16 protein-coding genes are annotated in these 21,263 nt (G+C 38.3%); 12 read left to right on the top strand and 4 right to left on the bottom strand.

The annotated features are described in order from the left end of the window. Positions 1 to 44: 44 nt before the first annotated feature. Positions 45 to 1,433 (bottom strand): hypothetical protein, encoded by a 1,389-nt coding sequence (locus tag ACH0CI_RS23780; RefSeq protein ID WP_154990710.1) that lies wholly within the window; start codon positions 1,431 to 1,433, stop codon positions 45 to 47. A gap of 83 nt (positions 1,434 to 1,516) precedes the next feature. Continuing rightward, positions 1,517 to 2,023 (bottom strand): antibiotic biosynthesis monooxygenase family protein, encoded by a 507-nt coding sequence (locus tag ACH0CI_RS23775; protein ID WP_406902362.1) that lies wholly within the window; start codon positions 2,021 to 2,023, stop codon positions 1,517 to 1,519. 185 nt (positions 2,024 to 2,208) lie between these two features. Between ACH0CI_RS23775 and ACH0CI_RS23770 the strand changes: the two genes are divergently transcribed. The 5 genes from ACH0CI_RS23770 (at position 2,209) to ACH0CI_RS23750 (ending at position 8,899) form a co-directional block, all read left to right on the top strand. Beyond that, complete coding sequence (locus ACH0CI_RS23770) at positions 2,209 to 4,338, top strand: transglycosylase domain-containing protein (protein ID WP_406902361.1); 2,130 nt, start codon at positions 2,209 to 2,211, stop codon at positions 4,336 to 4,338. A gap of 196 nt (positions 4,339 to 4,534) precedes the next feature. Continuing rightward, on the top strand, positions 4,535 to 5,578 hold the full coding sequence (gene hemE, locus ACH0CI_RS23765; protein WP_013055329.1) for a uroporphyrinogen decarboxylase: 1,044 nt from the start codon (positions 4,535 to 4,537) through the stop codon (positions 5,576 to 5,578). Between the two features lie 97 nt (positions 5,579 to 5,675). Further along, positions 5,676 to 6,608, top strand: coding sequence for a ferrochelatase (hemH, locus tag ACH0CI_RS23760; protein WP_028412544.1), 933 nt, complete (start codon positions 5,676 to 5,678; stop codon positions 6,606 to 6,608). 137 nt (positions 6,609 to 6,745) lie between these two features. After that, on the top strand, positions 6,746 to 8,167 hold the full coding sequence (gene hemY / locus ACH0CI_RS23755) for a protoporphyrinogen oxidase (protein ID WP_013055331.1): 1,422 nt from the start codon (positions 6,746 to 6,748) through the stop codon (positions 8,165 to 8,167). Positions 8,168 to 8,329: 162 nt separating this feature from the next. Beyond that, positions 8,330 to 8,899 (top strand): TetR/AcrR family transcriptional regulator, encoded by a 570-nt coding sequence (locus ACH0CI_RS23750; protein WP_013081690.1) that lies wholly within the window; start codon positions 8,330 to 8,332, stop codon positions 8,897 to 8,899. 53 nt (positions 8,900 to 8,952) lie between these two features. Here ACH0CI_RS23750 and ACH0CI_RS23745 read toward each other — a convergent pair whose 3' ends face one another. Then, positions 8,953 to 11,121, bottom strand: a complete 2,169-nt coding sequence (locus ACH0CI_RS23745; RefSeq protein ID WP_406902360.1) for a peptidoglycan D,D-transpeptidase FtsI family protein — start codon at positions 11,119 to 11,121, stop codon at positions 8,953 to 8,955. Between the two features lie 281 nt (positions 11,122 to 11,402). Between ACH0CI_RS23745 and ACH0CI_RS23740 the strand changes: the two genes are divergently transcribed. The 3 genes from ACH0CI_RS23740 (at position 11,403) to ACH0CI_RS23730 (ending at position 16,223) form a co-directional block, all read left to right on the top strand. After that, positions 11,403 to 12,692, top strand: coding sequence for an ABC transporter substrate-binding protein (locus ACH0CI_RS23740; RefSeq protein ID WP_033580638.1), 1,290 nt, complete (start codon positions 11,403 to 11,405; stop codon positions 12,690 to 12,692). A 149-nt stretch (positions 12,693 to 12,841) separates the two neighbouring features. After that, positions 12,842 to 14,662 carry a cache domain-containing sensor histidine kinase gene (locus ACH0CI_RS23735; protein WP_406902359.1) on the top strand — a complete coding sequence of 607 codons (1,821 nt, stop codon included), beginning with the start codon at positions 12,842 to 12,844 and terminating at the stop codon, positions 14,660 to 14,662. Further along, positions 14,640 to 16,223, top strand: coding sequence for a response regulator (locus tag ACH0CI_RS23730; RefSeq protein WP_176345055.1), 1,584 nt, complete (start codon positions 14,640 to 14,642; stop codon positions 16,221 to 16,223). Before ACH0CI_RS23735 ends, ACH0CI_RS23730 begins: the two co-directional genes overlap by 23 nt. A 38-nt stretch (positions 16,224 to 16,261) precedes the next feature. Here the strand turns inward: ACH0CI_RS23730 and yhfH are convergent, their stop codons facing one another. Then, positions 16,262 to 16,393, bottom strand: a complete 132-nt coding sequence (gene yhfH, locus ACH0CI_RS23725) for a protein YhfH (protein ID WP_013055337.1) — start codon at positions 16,391 to 16,393, stop codon at positions 16,262 to 16,264. A 228-nt stretch (positions 16,394 to 16,621) separates the two neighbouring features. On the opposite strand from yhfH, the gene ACH0CI_RS23720 reads away from it, so the two are divergent. From ACH0CI_RS23720 to ACH0CI_RS23705, 4 genes are all read left to right on the top strand, one after another. Next, complete coding sequence (locus ACH0CI_RS23720; RefSeq protein WP_224980773.1) at positions 16,622 to 17,353, top strand: MBL fold metallo-hydrolase; 732 nt, start codon at positions 16,622 to 16,624, stop codon at positions 17,351 to 17,353. A gap of 15 nt (positions 17,354 to 17,368) precedes the next feature. After that, positions 17,369 to 18,358 (top strand): lipoate--protein ligase, encoded by a 990-nt coding sequence (gene lplA / locus ACH0CI_RS23715; RefSeq protein WP_049162875.1) that lies wholly within the window; start codon positions 17,369 to 17,371, stop codon positions 18,356 to 18,358. Positions 18,359 to 18,527: 169 nt separating this feature from the next. Then, positions 18,528 to 20,060, top strand: coding sequence for a fatty acid--CoA ligase family protein (locus tag ACH0CI_RS23710; protein ID WP_028412536.1), 1,533 nt, complete (start codon positions 18,528 to 18,530; stop codon positions 20,058 to 20,060). Between the two features lie 35 nt (positions 20,061 to 20,095). Continuing rightward, on the top strand, positions 20,096 to 20,872 hold the full coding sequence (locus ACH0CI_RS23705; RefSeq protein ID WP_047751671.1) for an enoyl-CoA hydratase-related protein: 777 nt from the start codon (positions 20,096 to 20,098) through the stop codon (positions 20,870 to 20,872). Positions 20,873 to 21,263: the final 391 nt, after the last annotated feature.

Genomic DNA, 21,263 nt, shown 5'->3' with positions numbered 1-21,263 from the left:
ATATATACATATGACCCCCTTCATCAAAAGAAGGGGGCTTTTGTTTAAACTAGGAACATTGCGACAATCGTTGTAACAACTAATCCAATCGCTACAGGTTTTAAATTGCGTCTAGCGAGTTCAAACGGACTGACTCCACAAATCGCAGCAGCTGGAATGAGCGCCCATGGAATCAACGTTCCCCCTCCAACCCAAATCGCAGCAATTTGCCCCAAAGCAGTTAGCGTGGCAGCGCCCGATCCTAAAGCAGATGCAAATAAATGAGAGACAGAGCCTACGAGTGAAATACCTGAAAAGCCTGAACCGTCTAACCCTGTAATAGCTCCTAGCGCAGTTATCGTCACAGTAGCGACCTGTGCAGTTAACGGTACAGTCGAAGCAAGCGCAACACCTAGGTCATTGACAAGTCCATGTGATCCTTTCGGAAGAAAGTCACCAATGATTGTTTTGAATCCAGCATCTCCTAAATAGAAAAAAGCGGCAATTGGAATAACGGGACCGAATACTTTAAACCCAAACTGCAAGCCTTCAATCAAGTAGGAAGTGGTTTGTTCGAGACCTTTTCCTTTGTGAGCAATAAGCGACACCACTACTAAAATAAATAGAGCTGTACCTCCAACGAGAGCAGTGGCATCTCCTCCCTGTAAATGAAGGGCGAACATTGCCCATACGTCTATAGCAAAGAAAAGAGGAACTATAATGGCTAAAGCCCGGCGTAATGAAGGAGAAAGAGGTGTGGATTGGTTAGAAGAGTTGCTTGTTAAAATTGTCGGTTGCGACTGAATTTTATTGTGCTTCATATCTTGTTTTAGAAAGTAAAAAGCAGAGAGTGTGGTAACGACTCCCATCACAATGACAAGAGGGACACTTGCTTGAACAACCTCGTGAACCGGAAGACCTGCTGCGTCAGCGGTTATCTTAGGGGCAGCTTGAATAACAAAGTCTCCTGAAAGCGCAACGCCGTGGCCGAATAAATTCATCGCTACAGCTACGCCTATAGCTGGAAGCCCTACGCGGATGGCAACTGGTAAAAGCACGGCTCCAAGTAAAGCAACTGCTGGAGAAGGCCAGAAAAAATAGGAGATGGTCATCATAACTAATCCAATAACCCAATAGGCAAGAGTGGGTGTTTTAATGAGGCGAGCAAAAGGTGAAATCATCGATTCATTTATTCCTGTAGCCATTAAGACTTTACTCATGGATACAATAATTGAAATAATTAAAATGGTAGGAAGCAGTTCTGTAATGGCATAAATGAAGCTGGAAAAAACAGCGCTGACGGAGTGGCTTAACGAAGAGGTAGCCGTTAAGGAAAGCAAAAAAATCCCGAGTATACAAAGGATACTCGTATCTCGCCGCATAATCATAAAGCCGATAATGAAGGCGATAAAAAGGACATACATCCAATGAAGAGCTCCAAGCTCTATGCCCATAAAAATTCCTCCCAATAGGTGATGTAGTATACAATATGACGTTTATGCCTATTGTGATACTCGCCTACTAGGAGGATGTTTACTTATTTAACTACGTGGTATGAGGTCACATAAGAAGGGCGAGAGAAAATCGATGGCTGCTGATCCACGCCTTCTGACGTACCGCGTTTTTTGTGTGCTTCATTATAGGCTTTTGAAGACTGCCAATCGCTAAATGAACTTTCATCTTTCCATCCTGTAAAGATAATGTATGTGTCATTTTGCAGTGGACGAAGCACACGAATAGCTGAAAAGCCTGCTTCATTTTCAATTAAACGAGCGCGTTGGCTAAATCGCTGTTCAAACAAAGGACGGCCTTCATCTGTAACTGAAATATTATTTAGTACAGCAAATCCGCTATCTGCAAGATCTCCAGAAGCATCTAATAGTTCATAAGCATGTCCTTCTTTAAAAATTGTATCTCCATCTGTTTCGTGGACTAGTGCAAATTGATCGTCATCTTTGTGAAGCAGTAATAAACGTTCACTCGGATGTTCGTCGATCAACTTTTGAAGGTAAGGGCCTGTTCCGTAAGTAATAAAGATCTTCATGGGTTATACTTCCTTTCTAATTGGGAATTGCATACAATTTACAATTGTAAATCATACTAAAATTATAAAATTTTACACACGAAAATTCAAAAATTGTGAACTTCTAATGAAGATGGTAAAGTAAAACATTGATGAAGTTGTTTTCCATATTATCAAAAGTTTAGCGGAAGAAAAGGGGTGGCACGATGTACAAAAAAGGCTTATACGCAATTGCTGCCTTAGTTGGAATTTTTCTATTAGGATTGATTGGATATACTATCATCTTGTTTCTTGGAAACTATGTAATTGATGAGAAAAAAATCGTCATGGACTCGGCTACGAGACTAGTCGATGAAAATGGAGACGAATTAACAAAGCTCTATGTGAAAAATCGGGACTTGGTTTCAATTGACAAGATTCCAAAGCATGTGCAACAAGCATTTATTTCAATTGAAGATGTTCGTTTTTATGAACACCACGGAATCGATTTTAAATCTATTGGCCGAGCATTATACCGAGATATATTGGCTGGAGGAAGTGTTGAAGGAGGAAGTACTTTAACACAGCAGCTGGCTAAAAATGTGTTTTTATCGAATGATAAAACGCTGCTTAGAAAAACAAAAGAAGTAGTGGTGGCTATTAACCTGGAGCAGCGTTACAGTAAGCAAAAACTGCTTGAAATGTATTTGAATCAAATATACTTTGGACACGGAGCCTATGGAATCCAAGCTGCATCCAAGCTTTACTTCAATAAAGATGTCTCCGAATTAACGGTAGAAGAAGGTGCATTTCTCGCTGCACTGCCAAAAGCACCGAATTCCTATTCTCCTATTTTACATCCAGAAAAAAGTATAGAACGTAGAAATGTTGTGTTAAATGCCATGCAAAAAGCAGGTTATTTATCAGCTGAAAAAAATGTCCGTTTGCAAGGAAGAACGCTGGGGTTGAACATAAAGGAGCAGGCTAAAAATCCAGTGTATTTAACCTATATCGATATGGTTATCCAAGAAGCAGAGAAGAAATACAGCATTTCGGGCAATGAGCTTCTGCGCGGAGGTTATACGGTCAAAGTACCGATGAATATAAAAGTACAAGAAGCCGCCTACGAGCTGATGAAAGAAAATCGTTATTTTCCAGGTACAGATAACAGTGCCCAAGGTGCTTTTGTATTAGTCGATAACAAAAGCGGAGGAGTTTTATCTGTTATGGGAGGACGAGATTATGTACAAAAATCGCTCAACCGCGTAAATGTCAAAAGACAGCCAGGTTCTACGATGAAACCTATTGCGGTATATGGCCCTGCATTAGAAGAAGGTCAATTCAAGCCTTATTCGTTGCTGCAAGACAAGCTTAGAAGCTACGGGGGATACACACCTAAAAACGTAGACGGCCAATATGCTAAAAAGGTAACGATGTACGATGCCTTAAAAGATTCTAAAAACGCAGCTGCCGTCTGGACATTGAATCAGCTAGGAGTTGAAACAAGCAAGCAGTATCTCACAAAGCTAGGAATTCCGTTAGAAGATAAAGGGCTTGCGATTGCTCTTGGAGGATTAAAGGAAGGAATTACACCGCTTCAATTAGCAGGAGCGTACCGAGCATTTGCTGAAAATGGAGAAAACATCCAACCGTACTTTATTCAAGAGATAAAAGATCAAGATGGAAAAGTGATTGCAAAAGCTGTTCCCGACACTCACAAAGCATTTTCAAAACAGACGGCTTGGTATATGACAAAAATGCTTCAAGGAGTTGTTAAAGAAGGAACGGCAAAAAATGGAGAGTTTAAAGGAGAGTTAGCAGGGAAAACAGGGTCTACTTCGTATACGAATGTTAAAGGAGCCACAAGAGATGCTTGGTTTGTTGGATATACCCCAGATGTTGTAGGAAGCGTGTGGATGGGATATGATTCTACAAATGACCAGCACTATTTAACAAAAGGAAGTTCTTATCCAACTCTATTATTTAAAGACATTCTAACAAGAGCTGGTTACGACGAAGCTGCATTTCAAAAGCCAGCAGGCGTTAAAGATCTGCCAAAACCAATACGTTTAGAGCAAGTTAAAGATTTAAAACAAGAATTAACATTCCATCCATTTGGTTTGCTAACGGTAAGTTTATCGTGGACACCTTCACCTGATAAAAGAGCTGTTTATTATGTTTATGAGAAAAAAGGGGATAAAGCCGAATTGATTGGCAAAGTGAAGGGAAAAGGAGCATTTGAAAAAGAGCGTGTGAATCTGCTCGACAGTCCTACTTATTATGTAGTTCCTTACAATTCCCAAACACAACAAAAAGGAAAAAAATCCAACGAAGTAACACCTGCTCTTTTTCAATAAAAAAAGGAAGAGTAGGGCGATTTTTTGACATTTTTAGCAGGTGGCTATACAAGTCGTAAAGAAATGGGTATAGTGACAAGTAGAGAATATAACGTGAAACTTTAATCAGTAGAGGAACCGGTATGTTCCTTTGCTGATTATTGTCTGTCTAATCGAAGAAAATACGGATGGAAGACAATCGAGAAAGGTGGAAATTATGAGTCAAGGAACGTTTAACGATACTTTTTTAAAAGCCTGTAGAGGGGAAAAAACGGATCATGTTCCGGTTTGGTATATGCGCCAAGCAGGGCGTTCACAGCCGGAATACCGAAAGCTAAAAGAGAAGTACTCTCTATTTGAAATCACTCATCAACCGGAGCTTGGGGCATACGTAACACGCCTGCCCGTTGAACAGTACGGAGTGGATGCAGCTATTTTATATAAAGATATAATGTCACCGCTTCCTTCAATTGGAGTGGATGTTGAAATCAAGTCAGGAATTGGTCCTGTCATTTCTAATCCAATTCAATCTTTAAGCGATGTAGAAAAGCTAGGAGAAATTACCCCGGAAGAAGATGTTCCGTATGTATTAGATACGATTAAGCTGTTAACAACAGAACAGTTAAACGTACCTCTAATTGGTTTTGCCGGTGCTCCTTTCACAGTAGCAAGCTATATGATTGAAGGAGGACCTTCAAAAAACTATAATAAAACAAAAGCATTTATGTACACGGAACCTAAAGCATGGTTTGCGCTAATGGATAAGTTAGCAGATATGACGATTACATATGTAAAAGCGCAAATTGACGCTGGAGCAAAAGCCATTCAAATCTTTGATTCATGGGTGGGGGCTTTAAATGTAGCGGATTATCGTTATTTTATAAAGCCTGTTATGGAGCGGATTTTTACCTCTTTGCGCGAAAAAAATGTACCTCTCATTATGTTTGGAGTAGGAGCAAGTCATTTGGCAAAAGAATGGCATGATCTGCCGCTGGATGTAGTGGGATTAGATTGGCGAACACAGCTGGATGAAGCACGCGCACTAGGCTTAACAAAAACACTGCAAGGAAACTTAGATCCTGCTATTTTGTTAGCTCCATGGGAAGTTATTGAAGAACGTGTAACAGAAATATTAGATAAAGGGATGGCCAGTCCTGGTTACATCTTCAACTTGGGGCACGGCGTCTTTCCACAGGTTCAGCCGGAAACGTTGAAGCGTTTAACAACCTTTATTCATGAATATTCTGCAAATAGACAATAAATTGTCAAATAATTTGGAGCGCTAAACTTTGAATTTTTCTTTTTATTCATGGCAAAATGAAGACAAGTATTGAATCTAACAAAGAGGTGTCGAACACATGAGTAAAAAAGTAATGGGATTACTTGTAATGGCATATGGAACACCATATAAAGAAGAAGATATTGAACGTTACTATACACATATCCGCCGCGGACGTAAACCTTCACCGGAAGCCTTGGAAGATTTACAAAACCGCTACGAAGCAATTGGGGGCATTTCACCTCTTGCAAAAATTACGCAGCAGCAAATGGAAAGTCTAGAAAAGCGCTTGAATGAAGTACAGGATGAAATTGAATTTAAAGCGTATCTTGGCTTAAAGCATATTGAACCGTTTGTTGAAGATGCAGTAGAAGCCATGCATAAAGACGGAATTAAAGAAGCGGTCAGCATTGTGCTTGCACCTCACTTTTCAACGTTTAGCGTAAAATCCTATAATGGACGCGCCAAAGAAACAGCTGAAAAATTAGGAGGACCAATCATTCATTCCGTAGAAAGCTGGTACAGTGAGCCAAAGTTCATTCAGTACTGGGCTACACGTGTTAAACAAACGTTTGATTTAATAGACGAAGAGAAACGCCAAAAAGCCGTATTGATTGTGTCTGCGCATAGCTTGCCAGAAAAAATTATTGCAGCAGGAGATCCATATCCAAATCAGCTTCAAGAAACAGCGGATTTAATTGCACAAGCAGCTGGTATTGAACATTACGAAATTGGCTGGCAAAGTGCTGGAAATACGCCTGAGCCATGGATAGGTCCTGATGTCCAAGATTTAACAAGAGAACTGCATGAAGAAAAAGGCTATACGTCGTTCGTCTATACCCCGGTTGGATTTATCGCGGATCACTTAGAAGTACTTTATGATAACGACTACGAATGCAAAGTGGTAACAGATGAAATTGGGGCTGATTATTACCGTCCTGAAATGCCGAATGCACAGCCTGAATTTATCGATGGGTTAGCTACAGTTGTGTTAAAACGAATTGCTCGTTAAGTCAATATAGATTCTTTGTACGTTGAACAGGGACGAAAAGTAACTTATAATCAATATAAAGAAAAGTAAGAAGCGAGCTATGGGTTTCCATAATCGCTTCTCTTTATATTGAATTTTACAGAAAAGGCGATGATAACGTGACGGATAGACGAAAAAAGGTTGTCATCATCGGTGGAGGAATAACAGGTCTTTCAGCTGCCTATTATTTGCAAAAAAAAATAAAGGATCATCAGCTGCCTATTGATCTTCAACTAATAGAAGCGACGCATCGGCTTGGCGGGAAAATTCAAACGGTCAAACGAGACGGTTATTTATTTGAAAAAGGTCCTGATTCATTTTTAGCGCGTAAGCTAGCTGCTACAAAACTGGCAAAAGAAGTGGGGCTAGGTCGGGAGCTAGTCGGAAATGAAAAGGGAAAATCCTATATTCTGGTAAAAGATACACCGCATGCGCTGCCTGATGGTGCTGTAATGGGGATACCAACCAAGTTATCTCCTTTTATCACAACAGGGCTATTTTCGCCTGTTGGCAAGCTGCGCGCAGCAGCTGATTTTTTTATACCGAAGACAAAAAATCAGGATGACCGTTCGCTAGGCGTATTTTTTAGAAGACGGTTTGGTGATGAAGTTGTTGAAAATTTAATTGAGCCTCTATTATCAGGAATTTACGCAGGAGACGTTGATCGTTTGAGTTTAAGATCAACATTTCCACAGTTTTTGCATGCTGAACATAAGTACAGAAGCTTAATTGTTGGAATGAAAAAGCTAAAAGAAATTCACCCACAGCACGGTGATGATTCGGAGTTTAAAAAAAATAGCGTCTTTTTAACATTAAAAGAAGGTCTTCAATCGCTAGTAGATGGGGTAGAAAAAGCAATAGATCCTGATATTATTACAAAAGGAATAAAGGTAGAGAAAATTTATAAAGAAGATACCACATATGAATTATCCTTAAATAGCGGGAAAGTAATAAAAGCAGACAGCGTTATTGTAACTTCCCCTCATGCAGCTGCTCAGTCTATGCTCTCGGAATATAAAATATTCGAACCGTTAAAGCATATGCCTTCCACTTCAGTAGCTACTGTTGTGATAGCCTTTGCACAAGAAGCGCTGCAAGACAATCTAGATGCAATGAACATCGCCGTTTCCAGAAATAGCGATTACACGATTACGGCATGCACGTGGCTAAATAAAAAGTGGCCGCATGCGGTTCCGGAAGGAAAAGTGCTGCTAAGATGTTTAGTTGGACGAACCGGGGATGAAGCTGTGGTGGATCAGCCTGACGATGAAATTTTTAAAATTGTCCTGGAGGATTTGAAGAAGCTCATTACCATTTCTGCTGAGCCTGAATTTTACGCGGTAACGAGATGGAAGCAGTCAATGCCTCAGTATACGGTCGGACATCACGATATGCTAGATACAATGAACGAACAGCTTGAAAAAGAGCTTGCCGGTCTTTATGTAGCGGGAAGTTCATACGAAGGTCTGGGTATACCAGAATGTGTAGAGCAAGGAGAAGATGTGGCTAAAAAAGCGGTTAAATATGTGCAGCAACTGTAGAAGTGGAGCGGTGAATCAATGCTCCGCTTTTTTGTCTACTACCCGTAGAGAAAGGTTATACTAAGAGAAGAGATTGTGGTTGAAAAGCAAAAGAAACTTATGCTATAGTAAAACCGTACTTGTTGACTGAAATATTCATTTGGTCAGAAAGAAGGGGATAACGTGGCGATAGACCGAAAGCAATCAGTTGTTGATGCAGCGTCAAAATCATTTGCGCTGTTTGGATATAAAGCAACGACTATGGAGCAAGTGGCGAAGCTTGCAAATGTCGGAAAAGGAACGATTTATACTTTTTTTAAAAACAAAGAAGAGTTATTCGATGAAATTGTGACACGAATGATTCGAGAAATGACAGATGCAGCTGAAACTGTCATTGACAGCAACCGTCCTTTTTTTGAAAATGCCCAAGCAGCCATTTTTCGAATCTTAGAGTTCCGCACTGAGCATCAGCTCATGCTGAAGCTGGTACAGGAACAGCAGTTAGGCACTACAGCAGTGCAAGAAGTGCTGGTGCGAGTAGAAGAAGAGATTTTGACTTATATAAAAAACAAAATCGAAATTGCGATTTCTAAAAAAGAAATCAAACCGTGCAACCCGGAGCTCACAGCTTTTTTACTATTTAAAATGTACATTGCACTCGTCTATGATTGGGAAAAACGGCATGAGCCGCTTTCAGAAGAAAAAATTGCTGAATTAATTGAACTATACTTTTTACGCGGTCTGTCTCAGTGAGATGGGCTTTTTTCATAGAAAAAACAAAAAAGGTCTCATGACGAGACCTTTTGTTATTGTTCATTATCATCTTTTTTTACGCCGTTTAATTCTGTATTTCCTGTTTTTGCATCTTCTTCTTTTTGCTCTACTTCTTTTTCGCCTTGTTTCTTAAGGTCGAAGTAAGCTTTAATAACTTCACCAGTAACTTTTTTGCTTAATGAATTCGAAGTTCCGGCTACATAAGCAGAAGGGATAACAACCGCTACGGCTACTTCGGGGTTATCATAAGGCGCGTATGAAACGAATGTAGAGTTACGAACGCTGACCCCTTTGTTGAAGGTTTCAGCTGTACCTGATTTACCAGCAATGTTGTATTTTGCATATGCTGTTCCGTTTCCTAGAGCTCTACCAGTTCCATTTGTGACTACGCGACGGAAACCTTGTTTAACAATTTCAATTTCTGATTGGCTCATCGTAATACGATTTAACACTTCCGGTTCAACAGAACTTTGAATACTTCCTTTTAGCTCGCTATCAAGCTCAGGCTCGCGGATTTCTTTTACTAAGTGCGGTTTCATGCGATATCCACCGTTAGCAATCGTTGAGATGTACTGAACAAGCTGAAGCGGTGTGTACGTATCATACTGTCCGATACCAAAATCCAACGCTTTACCCGGTTCGTTTGTGACGCTGTTACGAATACCCGTCGATTCATTTTCTAGGTCAATTCCAGTTGAAATTCCAAGACCAAACTGGCTATAGTATGAGCGCAGTTTGTTAAAAATAGATGGGGGAATATTCAGCTTTCCGCCAGGTCGATATGTTTCGCCAGCCATGCTCATAACCGTACGGTACATGAACACGTTTGATGATTGTTCCAAAGCTTTTTGAATACCTGTTGCTCCAATTGGATGAGACGATTTTTTAATTGTTCCTCCAGCAAACTTCATCGGCGCATCGTAAAAAACCGTACCAGGCTGAATAGCGCCTGAATCAAGTCCTGCTAGAACGGTCGCTCCTTTAACCGCAGAACCTACTTCATAAGAAGTTGTCATGTTACCAAGAGCGAAGTCTTGTACTTTACGTGCTCCGGTTTGCTTATCAGTAACAAGCTGTTTTCCGCCCATCGCTAAAATGTCTCCTGTATGAGGATCCATCATAATAGCAAACGCTCGGTCCATTAATCGTGTTCCTTTGTCTCCAGAAGTCACAGCTTTTGTTAAAGCATCTTCGACTTGCTTTTGCAGCTCCATATCAATTGTCAAAATTAAGTCACTGCCGCGCTGACCTTCTGTAACGGTCTCTTGGCTAACTAAGTTGCCAGAGCGGTCCGTTATGTTTTGCACGCGAGCTTTTTGACCGCGAAGAACGTCTTCATACTGTTTTTCTAAATAACTTTTTCCTACTCTATCGTTACGGCTGTAGCCGTGGGACAAGTAGTACTGTAAGTTTTCGCTTGGCAATCCTTCATCTGCCGATGTGATTTTACCAAGCAGCGTGCTAAGTAAGCCATCGTATGTATACATACGGTCCCAGTAAGTTGTTGTATCAACGCCTGGCAAGTTCCCTAATTGTTCACTAATAACGGCAAGCTCTTTATCTGTTAAGCCGCTTTTAATAATTTGAGCGGTTAACGCGTAGCCGCCTTCCATCTTGCTTTTAATAGCAATCACTTCAAGGTCATCTTTCACCGATAAAAGTTCATTTTTGGTGATGCGCTTCAGCTGAAGAGGATACAAATCATCTTCAGAAAGCTGACCTTCTTTTACTTTTTGCTTATCTGCTGCGGTAATTTTTTTCGCTGCTGCTTTTGGATGAGTTGCAATCCAATAATCTTTTAAGTCGCGTTCTGTTAGCTTAATCGTATTTTTATCTTTCTTTTTATCCGATTTGCCAAACACGTCTGTTGTAACAGGAACATCAATAAGAGTGGCAAGCTTTTTAGCTACTTTTAGCTTGTCTTCTTGAGTGACGCCCTTCAAACGCGTGTACGTGACAGCGTTCAACGGTTTATTATCCACGATAACGCGGTCATAGCGGTCTAGCATCTTTCCGCGAGGAACCGGTGAATCTACCGTTTCATCTTCTGTTTTTTCAACTTCTCGTTTATAGTTCTCTCCGTACACAATCTGTACGAAGCCTAATCGTAAAATGAGTGCAGAAAAAAGCAGGAAAACCACAATAAACAGCCAGTTAATTCGAAATGAGACATGTGTTTTTTTGCGCTTTTTAGTTTTCATGTAAACCCCTTCACTTTGTTTATACAAGTTAAAAAAATTCATAAATTTTCTTATGAATCTATCACTCTACATATTAACATAATTTTGTCTATAAATGTTATTAGGTGGAATAAAACAGATAAAAATTTTATAGAAATTTTTGCGGAAGAAGAAAGACCTGTCGAAGGGTGCTGAAGGGGGGTGTTCAATATTTTCCACTCGGTTGTTCAATATTGTTACCTGTTCAAATGTCCTAGAATCGGTAAAATAAAGAGAGATAGATATCAAGGGGGGCAAAACGAATGAAAATGAAAAGGCTTTCAATAATGTCTGGCGTGTTAGCAACATCACTTTTATTTGCGACAGCATGTTCAAACTCAGGTACGGATTCAAAAGCAAGTAAATCAACAGGCTCAGGTGATCAAGTTGTTATTGATATGTTCCAGTTCAAAGTGGAAATTGCAGATCAGCTGAAAGAATTAACGGATGAATATACAAAAGAACATCCAAACGTAAAGTTTAACATCCAAACAGTCGGCGGAGGAGCGGACTATGGTGCAGCATTAAAAGCACAGTTTGCCTCTGGAAATGAACCTGATATCTTTAATAATGGAGGGTTCCAAGAAGCGCAAACGTGGAAGGATAAATTAGAAGATTTGTCTGATCAGCCGTGGGTAGATAATCTGTATGATATCGCTAAAGAACCGATGACAATGGACGGGAAAATCTATGGTCAGCCGCTAAACTTAGAAGGTTATGGTTTTATTTATAATAAAGATTTATTTGAAAAAGCAGGCATTAAAGAATTGCCTAAGACGCTGTCGGAATTAGAAGCAGCTTCTAAAAAGCTTAAAGCAAAAGGCATTACGCCATTTTCTAACGGATACGGCGAGTGGTGGGTGCTAGGTAACCACTTATTTAATATTCCAATGGCGCAGCAAGATGATCCAGATGCGTTTATTAAAGGTCTAAACGAAGGAAAAGCAAAATTTGAAGGCAATGAAACGTTTAAGCAATTTATGAATCTGTTCGATTTAACGTTAAAGTATGGAAATAAAAATCCATTAACGACGGATTACAATACACAAGTTACTCAATTTGCTTCTGGTGAAACAGCGATGATGCAACAAGGTAACTGGACGGTAAATATGATCACGAAAATCAATCCGGATATGAAAATGGGCTTTATTCCAATGCCAATCAGCAACGATGCGAAGAAAAATGATAAATTAGCAATCGGAGTTCCAAATAACTGGGTAGTGAACAAAAATGCGCCAGATGCAGATAAAAAAGCAGCGAAGGAATTCTTAAATTGGATGGTTTCTTCTAAAGAAGGTCAAAAATTCTTAGTTGAAAAGTTCAAGTTCATTCCAGCGTTCAAAAACATCGATGGAAAAGGAATCGATTCTTTATCTGATGACATCTTAAAATACTCTGAAGAAGGTAAAACATTATCTTGGAACTGGTTTAAGTATCCAGAAGGAACGGTTCAGGAAGTAGGCGCAGCAATGCAGTCTTACGCAGGCAAACAAATGACGGAAGAAGAATTTATGAAGAAATTAGATGCAATTTGGGCAAAAATGAAAAAATAACCAAAAAGTCCGCGTGGAAAACGCGGACTTTTTAGTGTGAAAAAATAGCTGGTTAGATTCATAGTTATGAAAAAATAATAGTTAATTGAAAGCGCTTTTAATGTATAATAATAGTCATAATGTATGACATTAGTCAAAGGAGGTTATTTGTGAAAGGCTGGAGCATACGCAAGAAATTAATTTTGTTTTTCTTATTCGCAACCGTTATTCCATTTTTAATTTCAACGATTTTTACGTATCAATACACAAAAGAAACGGTTAAGAATCGATTTATTTCTACCAACTATCAAGTTATTAAAAATGGAAGCAATGATTTGAGTGATTACTTAAATGAAATTGCTAATATTACAAAAAGGCTGTACGGCTACCACCCATTTATTAAAGTGTTAGATGAAGGCGTATCAAGTGATTTAGGAGCCAATCAACTGGAAATATCACGCACTCTTCTTTATTTATATAATACTCGTCCAGAGATTGAACAGCTCCATCTTTATATTGAGAACGGGCATGACTCGTATACAGCTTATAATTCGAAAGTGAGCAGCAGAGGGAAGTACGATGATATTTACACCCAGCCTTACTATTCTTATTTAAATAAACATCATAAATTTCTTGCCATTGAGCCTACCCATGAAATTTATAGCTACAATAATTTATCAACGTTAATTGACTCACTGCCGAATCAAGTTATTAGCTTTCATCAGCGGATTGATGAAATTCCATCAGACAAGTTGTTAGCTTATCTATCTTTAGACATTAACATGACACAAATTCAATCTATATCGCAGCGCTTATATAATGAAGAGTCAGAAGATTTTTATTTAATGAACAATAAAGGGAAGGTTTTGTATTCTTCGGATTCAAAGGTTATTGGAAAAAACGAAAACTACCCGTGGCTAAAGGCGCTTACGTCTCAAGAGGATCACAGCATGGAATGGGAAGATAAAAGCTTCTCAGGCGTATTAATGTATGAAAAGCTTAAACAGCCTTTTGAGGACTTATACATTGTGAAGCGAATTCCTTACAGTGTTTTATATGAAGATGCAAGAAAGACAGCACTTATGAATGTATTAATTGGCCTGCCATTTTTGTGTATGCTCGTTATCGCGACGCTTTTTATATCGGTCCGTTTTACACAGCCGATTAACGTATTGATTCGCAATATGAAAGAAGTGGAAAAAGGATCATTTGAGGTCCGGTTTAAGTCGCTTGGAAACGATGAATTTGGTGTTTTAGGAAGGCATTTTACCTCTATGGTAGAAACAATTAATGACTTGATTGAACGTAAATTTCGATTGGAATTAGAAAATAAATCAACGCAGCTAAAAGTGCTGCAGTCACAAATTAATCCGCATTTTTTATACAACGCATTTCAATCGATTGGAACTCTTGCCCTTAAGCATAAAGCAGTTGAAGTATATTCTTTATTAACCTCACTTTCTCACATTATGCGTTACAGCATGAATATGAAAGAGGATATCGTTAGCTTAAAGCAAGAAGTCGATCACGTAAAAGCTTTCTTGAGTCTGCAGAAGCAGCGGTTTGGTTCAAAGTTTGAGTATGAGTTAAATATCGAAAAAGAGGCAGAGCTTATGCGAATACCGAAAATGATCTTGCAACCTCTTGTTGAGAATTCTTTTAAACATGGATTCGAAACCCGCACAGGAAGCGGAAAGCTGTTGATTTCAGCGAAGTTAAACGGAGAAGAACTGATTCTAACTGTTTCTGACAACGGAAAAGGGATAGGAGAGCAAGAGTTGAATCAATTAAAAACGAGACTTCAGCAATCGTATAATCAAACAGATGAGCATATTGGGTTACAAAACATTTATGAACGACTTCGCATCTACTATGGAAATCATGCTTCACTGCAAATTAGCAGTCAAGAAAATCACGATTTTACCGTTGTCATAAAGCTAACAACAATTGAAGAAAAGAGGGATAGTGATGAAAGTATTAATCGTGGATGATGAAGAGCATGTAAGAGAAGGAATAAAGCTCCTTGGACAGTGGGAAGAGCATGAAATTACAGATGTGATAGAAGCTGATAGCGGTGAGCAAGCGATTGCGCTTATTGAGGATCACGGACCGGAAATCATTTTTACTGATATGAAGATGCCTAATATCGATGGAATTGCTTTGTTGGAGTGGATTAAAGAGAATTCACCTTCTAGCAAAACGATTGTGGTAACAGGGTATGATGACTACCACTATATGCGTAAAGCTATTCATTTTGGAAGTACGGATTATATTCTAAAGCCAGTGGATCCTTCGATTTTAAACGATACCCTTGTACGAGCTGTAACCCAATGGAAGAAAGAAGAAGAGTCCAGAAAAGTCCATAATAGCAGCTATCGTTTAATCAATGAAATGAAGCCGATTTATCGAGATCGAAAACTGACGCAGTTAATGAACAATTATTTGCTAAATCAATCAATCTATGAAGAGTTTGGTTTCCATCTGACTAGAGAATATGAAGTGGGGATTGTACGTGTAGATGAATCCATTATTCGTTCTTTTGGCGGTGACCGGGATTTAGCCTATTTTTCAATTTTAAATGTAATCAATGAAATGCTGATGGCAGAAGAAAATGGGGTAGCCTTCCGTTATTTATCAAATAAGTGGGAAATTATCATTATATTTTGGAATGATTTTGAACGCATAACCTCTTTGCTGACGACTTTACATACAGCAATTCGCCGTACGTTAGACGTGAGCTGTCGGATTGCAAGAGGATGCAAAGTCTCTTCTATTGATCAGCTAATGAAATCCTATGAACATGCGAAAAATTCGCTTTTATTAAGCAATGTTCTTGATCAAAATAAAGTGAAGGTCTACGGCGAGCAAGACGTTTTAGCAAGTGCTTTATTAATAAATATGATGGATTATAACAGTAAAATTGAAGAGGCGCTGCAAGTAGGGAAGTTTGAAGCTTTTTTGCCGGTATTCAACGAAATTATCACAGCTTTTGAAGCACAAAATTATCTATCATTAAAGCAAATTCTGCATTTTGAGCAGGAATATCAGCTGTTAAGCCAGCATTGGTTAAAAAGATATCACATTCCTTATACGATAAGTAATGGTCCTGAATATGTTCTTTCTTTTTTCTATAACCAAGATGGGCAGTTTCAGCTAGCAAAGTATGTAGAGAGAAAAAAGCGTGAAGTAAAGCGTTTTTTAAAAGTAGTAAAAAGGTATAGCAAGCAAAACAATCGCGACGTTATTTATGAGATCGAACAATTTTTGCAGCAAAATTTTCATCGAGATGTGAAGCTTCAAGAAATATCGGAACGTTTCTATTTAAGCCGTGAATACATTTCGAGAAAGTTTAAGCAAGAATTTCAAGAAAATATTTCAGATTATATGGTGAAAGTCAGAATGAATAAAGCCAAATCACTTTTACTAAATGAAGAACTAAAAATCTATGAAATTGCGAATATGATTGGATATCATGATGATAAATACTTTCGAAAAGTGTTTAAAAAAGTAGAAGGCATTACGCCAAACGAGTATCGCAGTTTGACCGTATAAAAAAAGCTGAAACTGTTATAAAACAGTTTCAGCTTTTTTTATTTCATGATATCTAGGCAGTGATCGCATTTGTTTCCGTAGCACTCATGCTGTTCCTCGATGTCGTTTCCGCATTCTACGCACTTTTTATTGGGTAATCTTTTGAAAAATTCAGTCATTTTTTCTAACATTTAAATCCCCTCCGTTGTTTTTTGTTACTAATATTGTATTATAACAGATGTTGAAATGTCAATTATGTTTTATAACAATTTAGCCTATTTTGCTATTCTAAGTGGTTATTTGTTATATAACAATGAGTTATTTCGATAAAATAGGCAAAACGAGTATCTTTCAGTTAGTTTTCAAAAAAAAGTAGGGTATACTGAACGTAATAAAAATAGTACGAAAGGGTGATTGAAATGAAAGTAACTGTTATTGGTTTTTGGGGAGGATATCCTGCTGTTTCAGAAGCTACTTCTAGCTATTTAGTTGAGCACGATGGATTTCAGCTGCTTGTTGATTGTGGAAGCGGTGCATTGGCTCAGCTGCAAAAATATGCAAAACCAGAAGAAATAGATGCGATGATTTTATCTCATTACCATCATGATCACGTGGCTGATGTCGGAGTATTTCAATATGCTCGCCTCATTCAGACTCATCTAGGGAACGCTGTTAAGGAACTTTCTATTTACGGACATACATATGATCAGGAAAGCTTCAACAAACTTACTCATAAAGGAATTACCAAAGGAGTAGAGTACGATCCGAGTCAAAAACTTGACGTTGGGCCTTTTACAATCGAATTTATGAAAACGAAACATCCAGTCGTTTGTTATGCCATGAAAATAAGTGCTGGCAATCAAACCGTCGTGTACACAGCGGACTCGAGCTATTTAGAAGAATTTGTTTCTTTCTCAGAAAATGCAGATCTTCTTATTTGTGAATGTAACTTTTATGCTAGCCAAGATGGAAGCGGTGCTGGACACATGACAAGTACAGAAGCCGGTACACTTGCTTCTAAAGCAAGTGTCAAACAACTCATGCTTACTCACCTTCCACACTACGGAGAACACCAACAGCTAGTAGAGGAAGCTGCTGCTCGTTATGGAGGTACGCTCACGTTAGCTGAATCAGGATACGTATGGGAATAACAAGGAGGAAAATGAATGTTATTTATTGATAATCAAAAAAATTATGATCCCCGAATTAACTTAGCAATTGAAGAATATGCGCTCAAGCATCTAGATATTAATGAGACATATCTGCTGTTTTATATTAATGAACCTTCTATTATTATTGGAAAAAATCAGAACACCATTGAGGAGATTAATACAAAATATGTTGAAGATCAGCATATTCATGTAGTGAGACGTCTATCTGGAGGCGGTGCCGTTTATCATGATAAAGGAAATTTAAACTTCAGCTTTATTACGAAAGACGATGGAAATAGCTTTCATAATTTTAAAAAGTTTACCGAGCCAGTCGTGGAAGCGTTAAAGAAATTAGGAGTCAATGCTGAGTTAAGCGGACGAAATGATTTAATGGCGGAAGGACGTAAAATTTCTGGAAATGCTCAGTTTTCGACGAAAGGAAGAATGTTCAGCCATGGAACTCTTCTTTTTGATTCAGAGATTGAAAACGTGGTATCAGCGTTAAAAGTAAAAAAAGATAAAATTGAATCCAAAGGCATTAAGTCTATTCGAAATAGAGTAGCGAATATCAGTGAATTTTTAGAACAGAAAGTAACGGTGGAAGAATTTAGAGAAATGCTGCTTCGGTATATCTTTGAGGGAGAAGAAAATATAACAGAATATAAACTAACGGAAAAAGATTGGGAAACGATTCATCAAATTTCTAAAGAGCGCTATCAGTCATGGGATTGGAACTATGGAAAATCACCTAAATTTAACTTACAGCACTCTCACCGCTTTCCTGTGGGACAAATTGACGTTCGTTTGGAAGTGAATAAAGGGAAAATCGATGCTTGCACCATCTATGGAGATTTCTTTGGAGTGGGAGATGTCCAGGAAGTACAGGAAAAATTAACAGGTGTTCGTTATGAAAAAGCTTCTATTGAACAAGCCTTAGAGGACATCGATATTCCACATTATTTTGGTAATATTACAAAAGAAGAGTTTGTTGAATTAATCTATTAAGAAAAAAGTCTGCCACATCAGGCTTTTTTTCTTTTTAAACAGATGAGTCTTGTCAATAGAACAGCAGTAACATTATAATAGAATAGAAGAAGTAAGAATTTTTCCATTATTATGACTTAATAATGAATGGTTGTTCATTCATTCGTTATTAAAAGGAGGAAGTTATGAGATGAATTTGTCAGCACAGCTTCATAAAACAGCTGAGCAATTTCCGCAAAAATCGGCATATGTTTTTATGGATCAGGAAACATCTTATGCAGATCTTGATGCATCGGTATCTAAGTTTGCTAATGGTCTGAAGCAATTAGGTGTAAAAAAAGGAGATCATATCGCTTTAATTGTCGGCAACTCGCCTCATTTTGTTATTGGATTGTACGGTGCTCTTCGAGTAGGAGCTACTGTTATACCCATTAATCCTATTTACACAGCGGATGAAATTAGCTACATGCTTCAGGATGGAGATGTAAAAGCAGTTATTGCGGTTGATTTACTTCTCCCTGTTTTAAAAAAAATCATTGGACACACTCCATTTTTGGAACACGTTATCTTATGTGAAACGACAGATACAGTGGAAAGTATACCTTCTTATTTTCACACGTTTTCGCAAGTTGTAAACAGAGGGGAAGCTACATATGATTTTCTCGAGTTAAAAGAAGAAGATGTGGCCATCATTCTGTATACGTCAGGAACGACTGGAAAACCAAAAGGAGCTATGCTTACGCATAAGAATATTTATTCAAACGCTCAAGACGTAGCAGATTATTTAAGTATAAATGGGAATGACCGAGTCGTAGCTGCTTTGCCGATGTTTCACGTATTTTGTTTAACTGTTTCATTGAATGCGCCTTTAATGAATGGAGGAACGATATTAATTGAACCAAAATTCAGTCCATCTTCTATATTTGAATTAATTCAAAATCGACAAGCGACTATTTTTGCTGGCGTTCCGACAATGTATAATTTTTTACTTCAGCATGACAAAGGGAAAAAAGAGCACTTTCACACGGTAAGGCTTTGTATATCAGGCGGGGCATCAATGCCGGTGGCACTTCTAACCCATTTTGAACGTAAGTTTGGGGTCATGGTAGCAGAAGGCTATGGATTATCTGAGGCTTCTCCTGTGACGTGTTTCAATCCGATTGATCGAGAGAGAAAAGCAGGTTCTATAGGCACATCTATTATGAATGTTGAAAATAAAGTGGTAAATGAACTAGGAAAAGAAGTAGAAGTAGGACAAGTTGGCGAACTTATCGTCAAAGGCCCTAATGTGATGAAAGGGTATTATAAGCTTCCTGAAGATACGGAATATGCTCTCCGAGATGGTTGGCTGTATACAGGTGACTTAGCAAGAATGGATAAGGAAGGTTATTTTTATATCGTTGACCGTAAAAAAGATTTAATTATTGTAGGAGGATATAATGTTTATCCTCGCGAAGTAGAAGAAGTGCTATATGCGCATCGGGATATTGTAGAAGTGGCTGTTATCGGAGTTCCTGATCCTTCTTTAGGTGAATGTGTGAAGTGTTACGTGGTTTGCAATAATCAAGAGATAACGGAAGAGAAGCTTATTGCCTACTGCAAAGAGCACCTTGCTAAATATAAAGTGCCAAGTGAAATTGAATTTTTAAAAGAACTTCCTAAAAATACAACGGGAAAAATTTTAAGGCGTGCACTGAAGCAGCAGGTATCTCAGGAGCGATAAAATGAAAGCGATTCCAATTTGGAGGTGGTAAAAGAATGTCATCTATTTCTTATGAAATAAAGGGACACGTCGCCCATGTGATACTGAACCGTCCGGAAGCGATGAATGCTTTTAATTACGATATGCTTAAAGAATTGGAAGAAGTAATTGAAGGAATTCGTATTCAAAAAGATATTCGAGTTGTGACGTTTAAAGGGGCAGGTGAAAAATCTTTTAGTGTAGGTGCGGATTTAAAAGAACGTAAAACCCTCTCTGATCAAGAGGTAAAGCGCAATATTTACAAAATAGGAGAAGTGTTTTCTAAGATAGAGCAGCTTCCTCAGCCAACGATAGCAATCATCAACGGATATGCATTTGGAGGAGGAATGGAGCTGGCTTTAGCATGTGATTTCCGGATCGCTTCAACAGAAGCGCTTATGGGTTTAACGGAAACAAGCTTAGCGATTATACCAGGCGCAGGAGGAACACAGCGTCTCCCTCGCCTAGTTGGTGAAGCAAAAGCAATGGAACTAATTTTAACAGCTCAGCGCCTCACGGCATCAGAAGCAAAAGAATGTGGTCTAGTAACGAAGGTAGCTCCTGGATATCAAATAGAAGAAACAATAGATATTTTTATCTCGCTTTTATTAAAAAATGGGCCAATTGCACTTCAGCAAGCAAAATTTGCTATCAAAGAAGGAATGAAGGCCGATTTGCAGACTGGTTTGCAAATTGAAAGAAAAGCATATGAGTTAACGATTCCGACAGAAGATCGTCTAGAGGCGCTTCAAGCATTTGCTGAGAAGAGAAGACCTAGTTTTAAAGGGAAATAAGAAGGGGCTGTCTAATGGACAGCTCTTTTTTAATTTCTTCGTATAATGAAGAAATTGAAAAAAGTAAAGGGTTCAAGAATAGAGAAGGCAAAGTTTAAACCTAGCTTTTGCCTATAATATGATGATATGATCTAGATAAAACAGCCATCTGAATCAAAAAGTAATGATTTCGAATTTTTTTGTTAAAAACTGTTGACTTTAATAAAGATATATTTTATTATTATAAAGCGTCGTTGAGACATAACAGTAACAACGAAGCTGAAAAAAGAATTTTAAAAAGTTGTTGACATTACGTCGGTAACTTGATAAGATAATAAAGTCGCTTAAGAGCGGCGGTTGAACTTTGAAAACTGAACAAAGCGACAAACGTCAACGTTAATTTTTATTTTTT

The organism is Priestia sp. 179-F W1.4 NHS, assembly GCF_045369295.1.
GTDB lineage: Bacteria > Bacillota > Bacilli > Bacillales > Bacillaceae_H > Priestia > Priestia zanthoxyli.
This window is presented reverse-complemented; position numbering and strand designations above follow the sequence as displayed.

Bases quoted from the DNA above. Each gene is read 5' to 3' on its own strand.
- ACH0CI_RS23780 (WP_154990710.1), bottom strand. From the start codon at position 1,433: ATGGGCATAGAGCTTGGAGCTCTTCATTGGATGTATGTCCTTTTTATC.
- ACH0CI_RS23775 (WP_406902362.1), bottom strand. From the start codon at position 2,023: ATGAAGATCTTTATTACTTACGGAACAGGCCCTTACCTTCAAAAGTTG.
- ACH0CI_RS23770 (WP_406902361.1), top strand. From the start codon at position 2,209: ATGTACAAAAAAGGCTTATACGCAATTGCTGCCTTAGTTGGAATTTTT.
- hemE (WP_013055329.1), top strand. From the start codon at position 4,535: ATGAGTCAAGGAACGTTTAACGATACTTTTTTAAAAGCCTGTAGAGGG.
- hemH (WP_028412544.1), top strand. From the start codon at position 5,676: ATGAGTAAAAAAGTAATGGGATTACTTGTAATGGCATATGGAACACCA.
- ACH0CI_RS23745 (WP_406902360.1), bottom strand. From the start codon at position 11,121: ATGAAAACTAAAAAGCGCAAAAAAACACATGTCTCATTTCGAATTAAC.
- ACH0CI_RS23740 (WP_033580638.1), top strand. From the start codon at position 11,403: ATGAAAATGAAAAGGCTTTCAATAATGTCTGGCGTGTTAGCAACATCA.
- ACH0CI_RS23730 (WP_176345055.1), top strand. From the start codon at position 14,640: ATGAAAGTATTAATCGTGGATGATGAAGAGCATGTAAGAGAAGGAATA.
- yhfH (WP_013055337.1), bottom strand. From the start codon at position 16,393: ATGTTAGAAAAAATGACTGAATTTTTCAAAAGATTACCCAATAAAAAG.
- ACH0CI_RS23720 (WP_224980773.1), top strand. From the start codon at position 16,622: ATGAAAGTAACTGTTATTGGTTTTTGGGGAGGATATCCTGCTGTTTCA.
- lplA (WP_049162875.1), top strand. From the start codon at position 17,369: ATGTTATTTATTGATAATCAAAAAAATTATGATCCCCGAATTAACTTA.
- ACH0CI_RS23710 (WP_028412536.1), top strand. From the start codon at position 18,528: ATGAATTTGTCAGCACAGCTTCATAAAACAGCTGAGCAATTTCCGCAA.
- ACH0CI_RS23705 (WP_047751671.1), top strand. From the start codon at position 20,096: ATGTCATCTATTTCTTATGAAATAAAGGGACACGTCGCCCATGTGATA.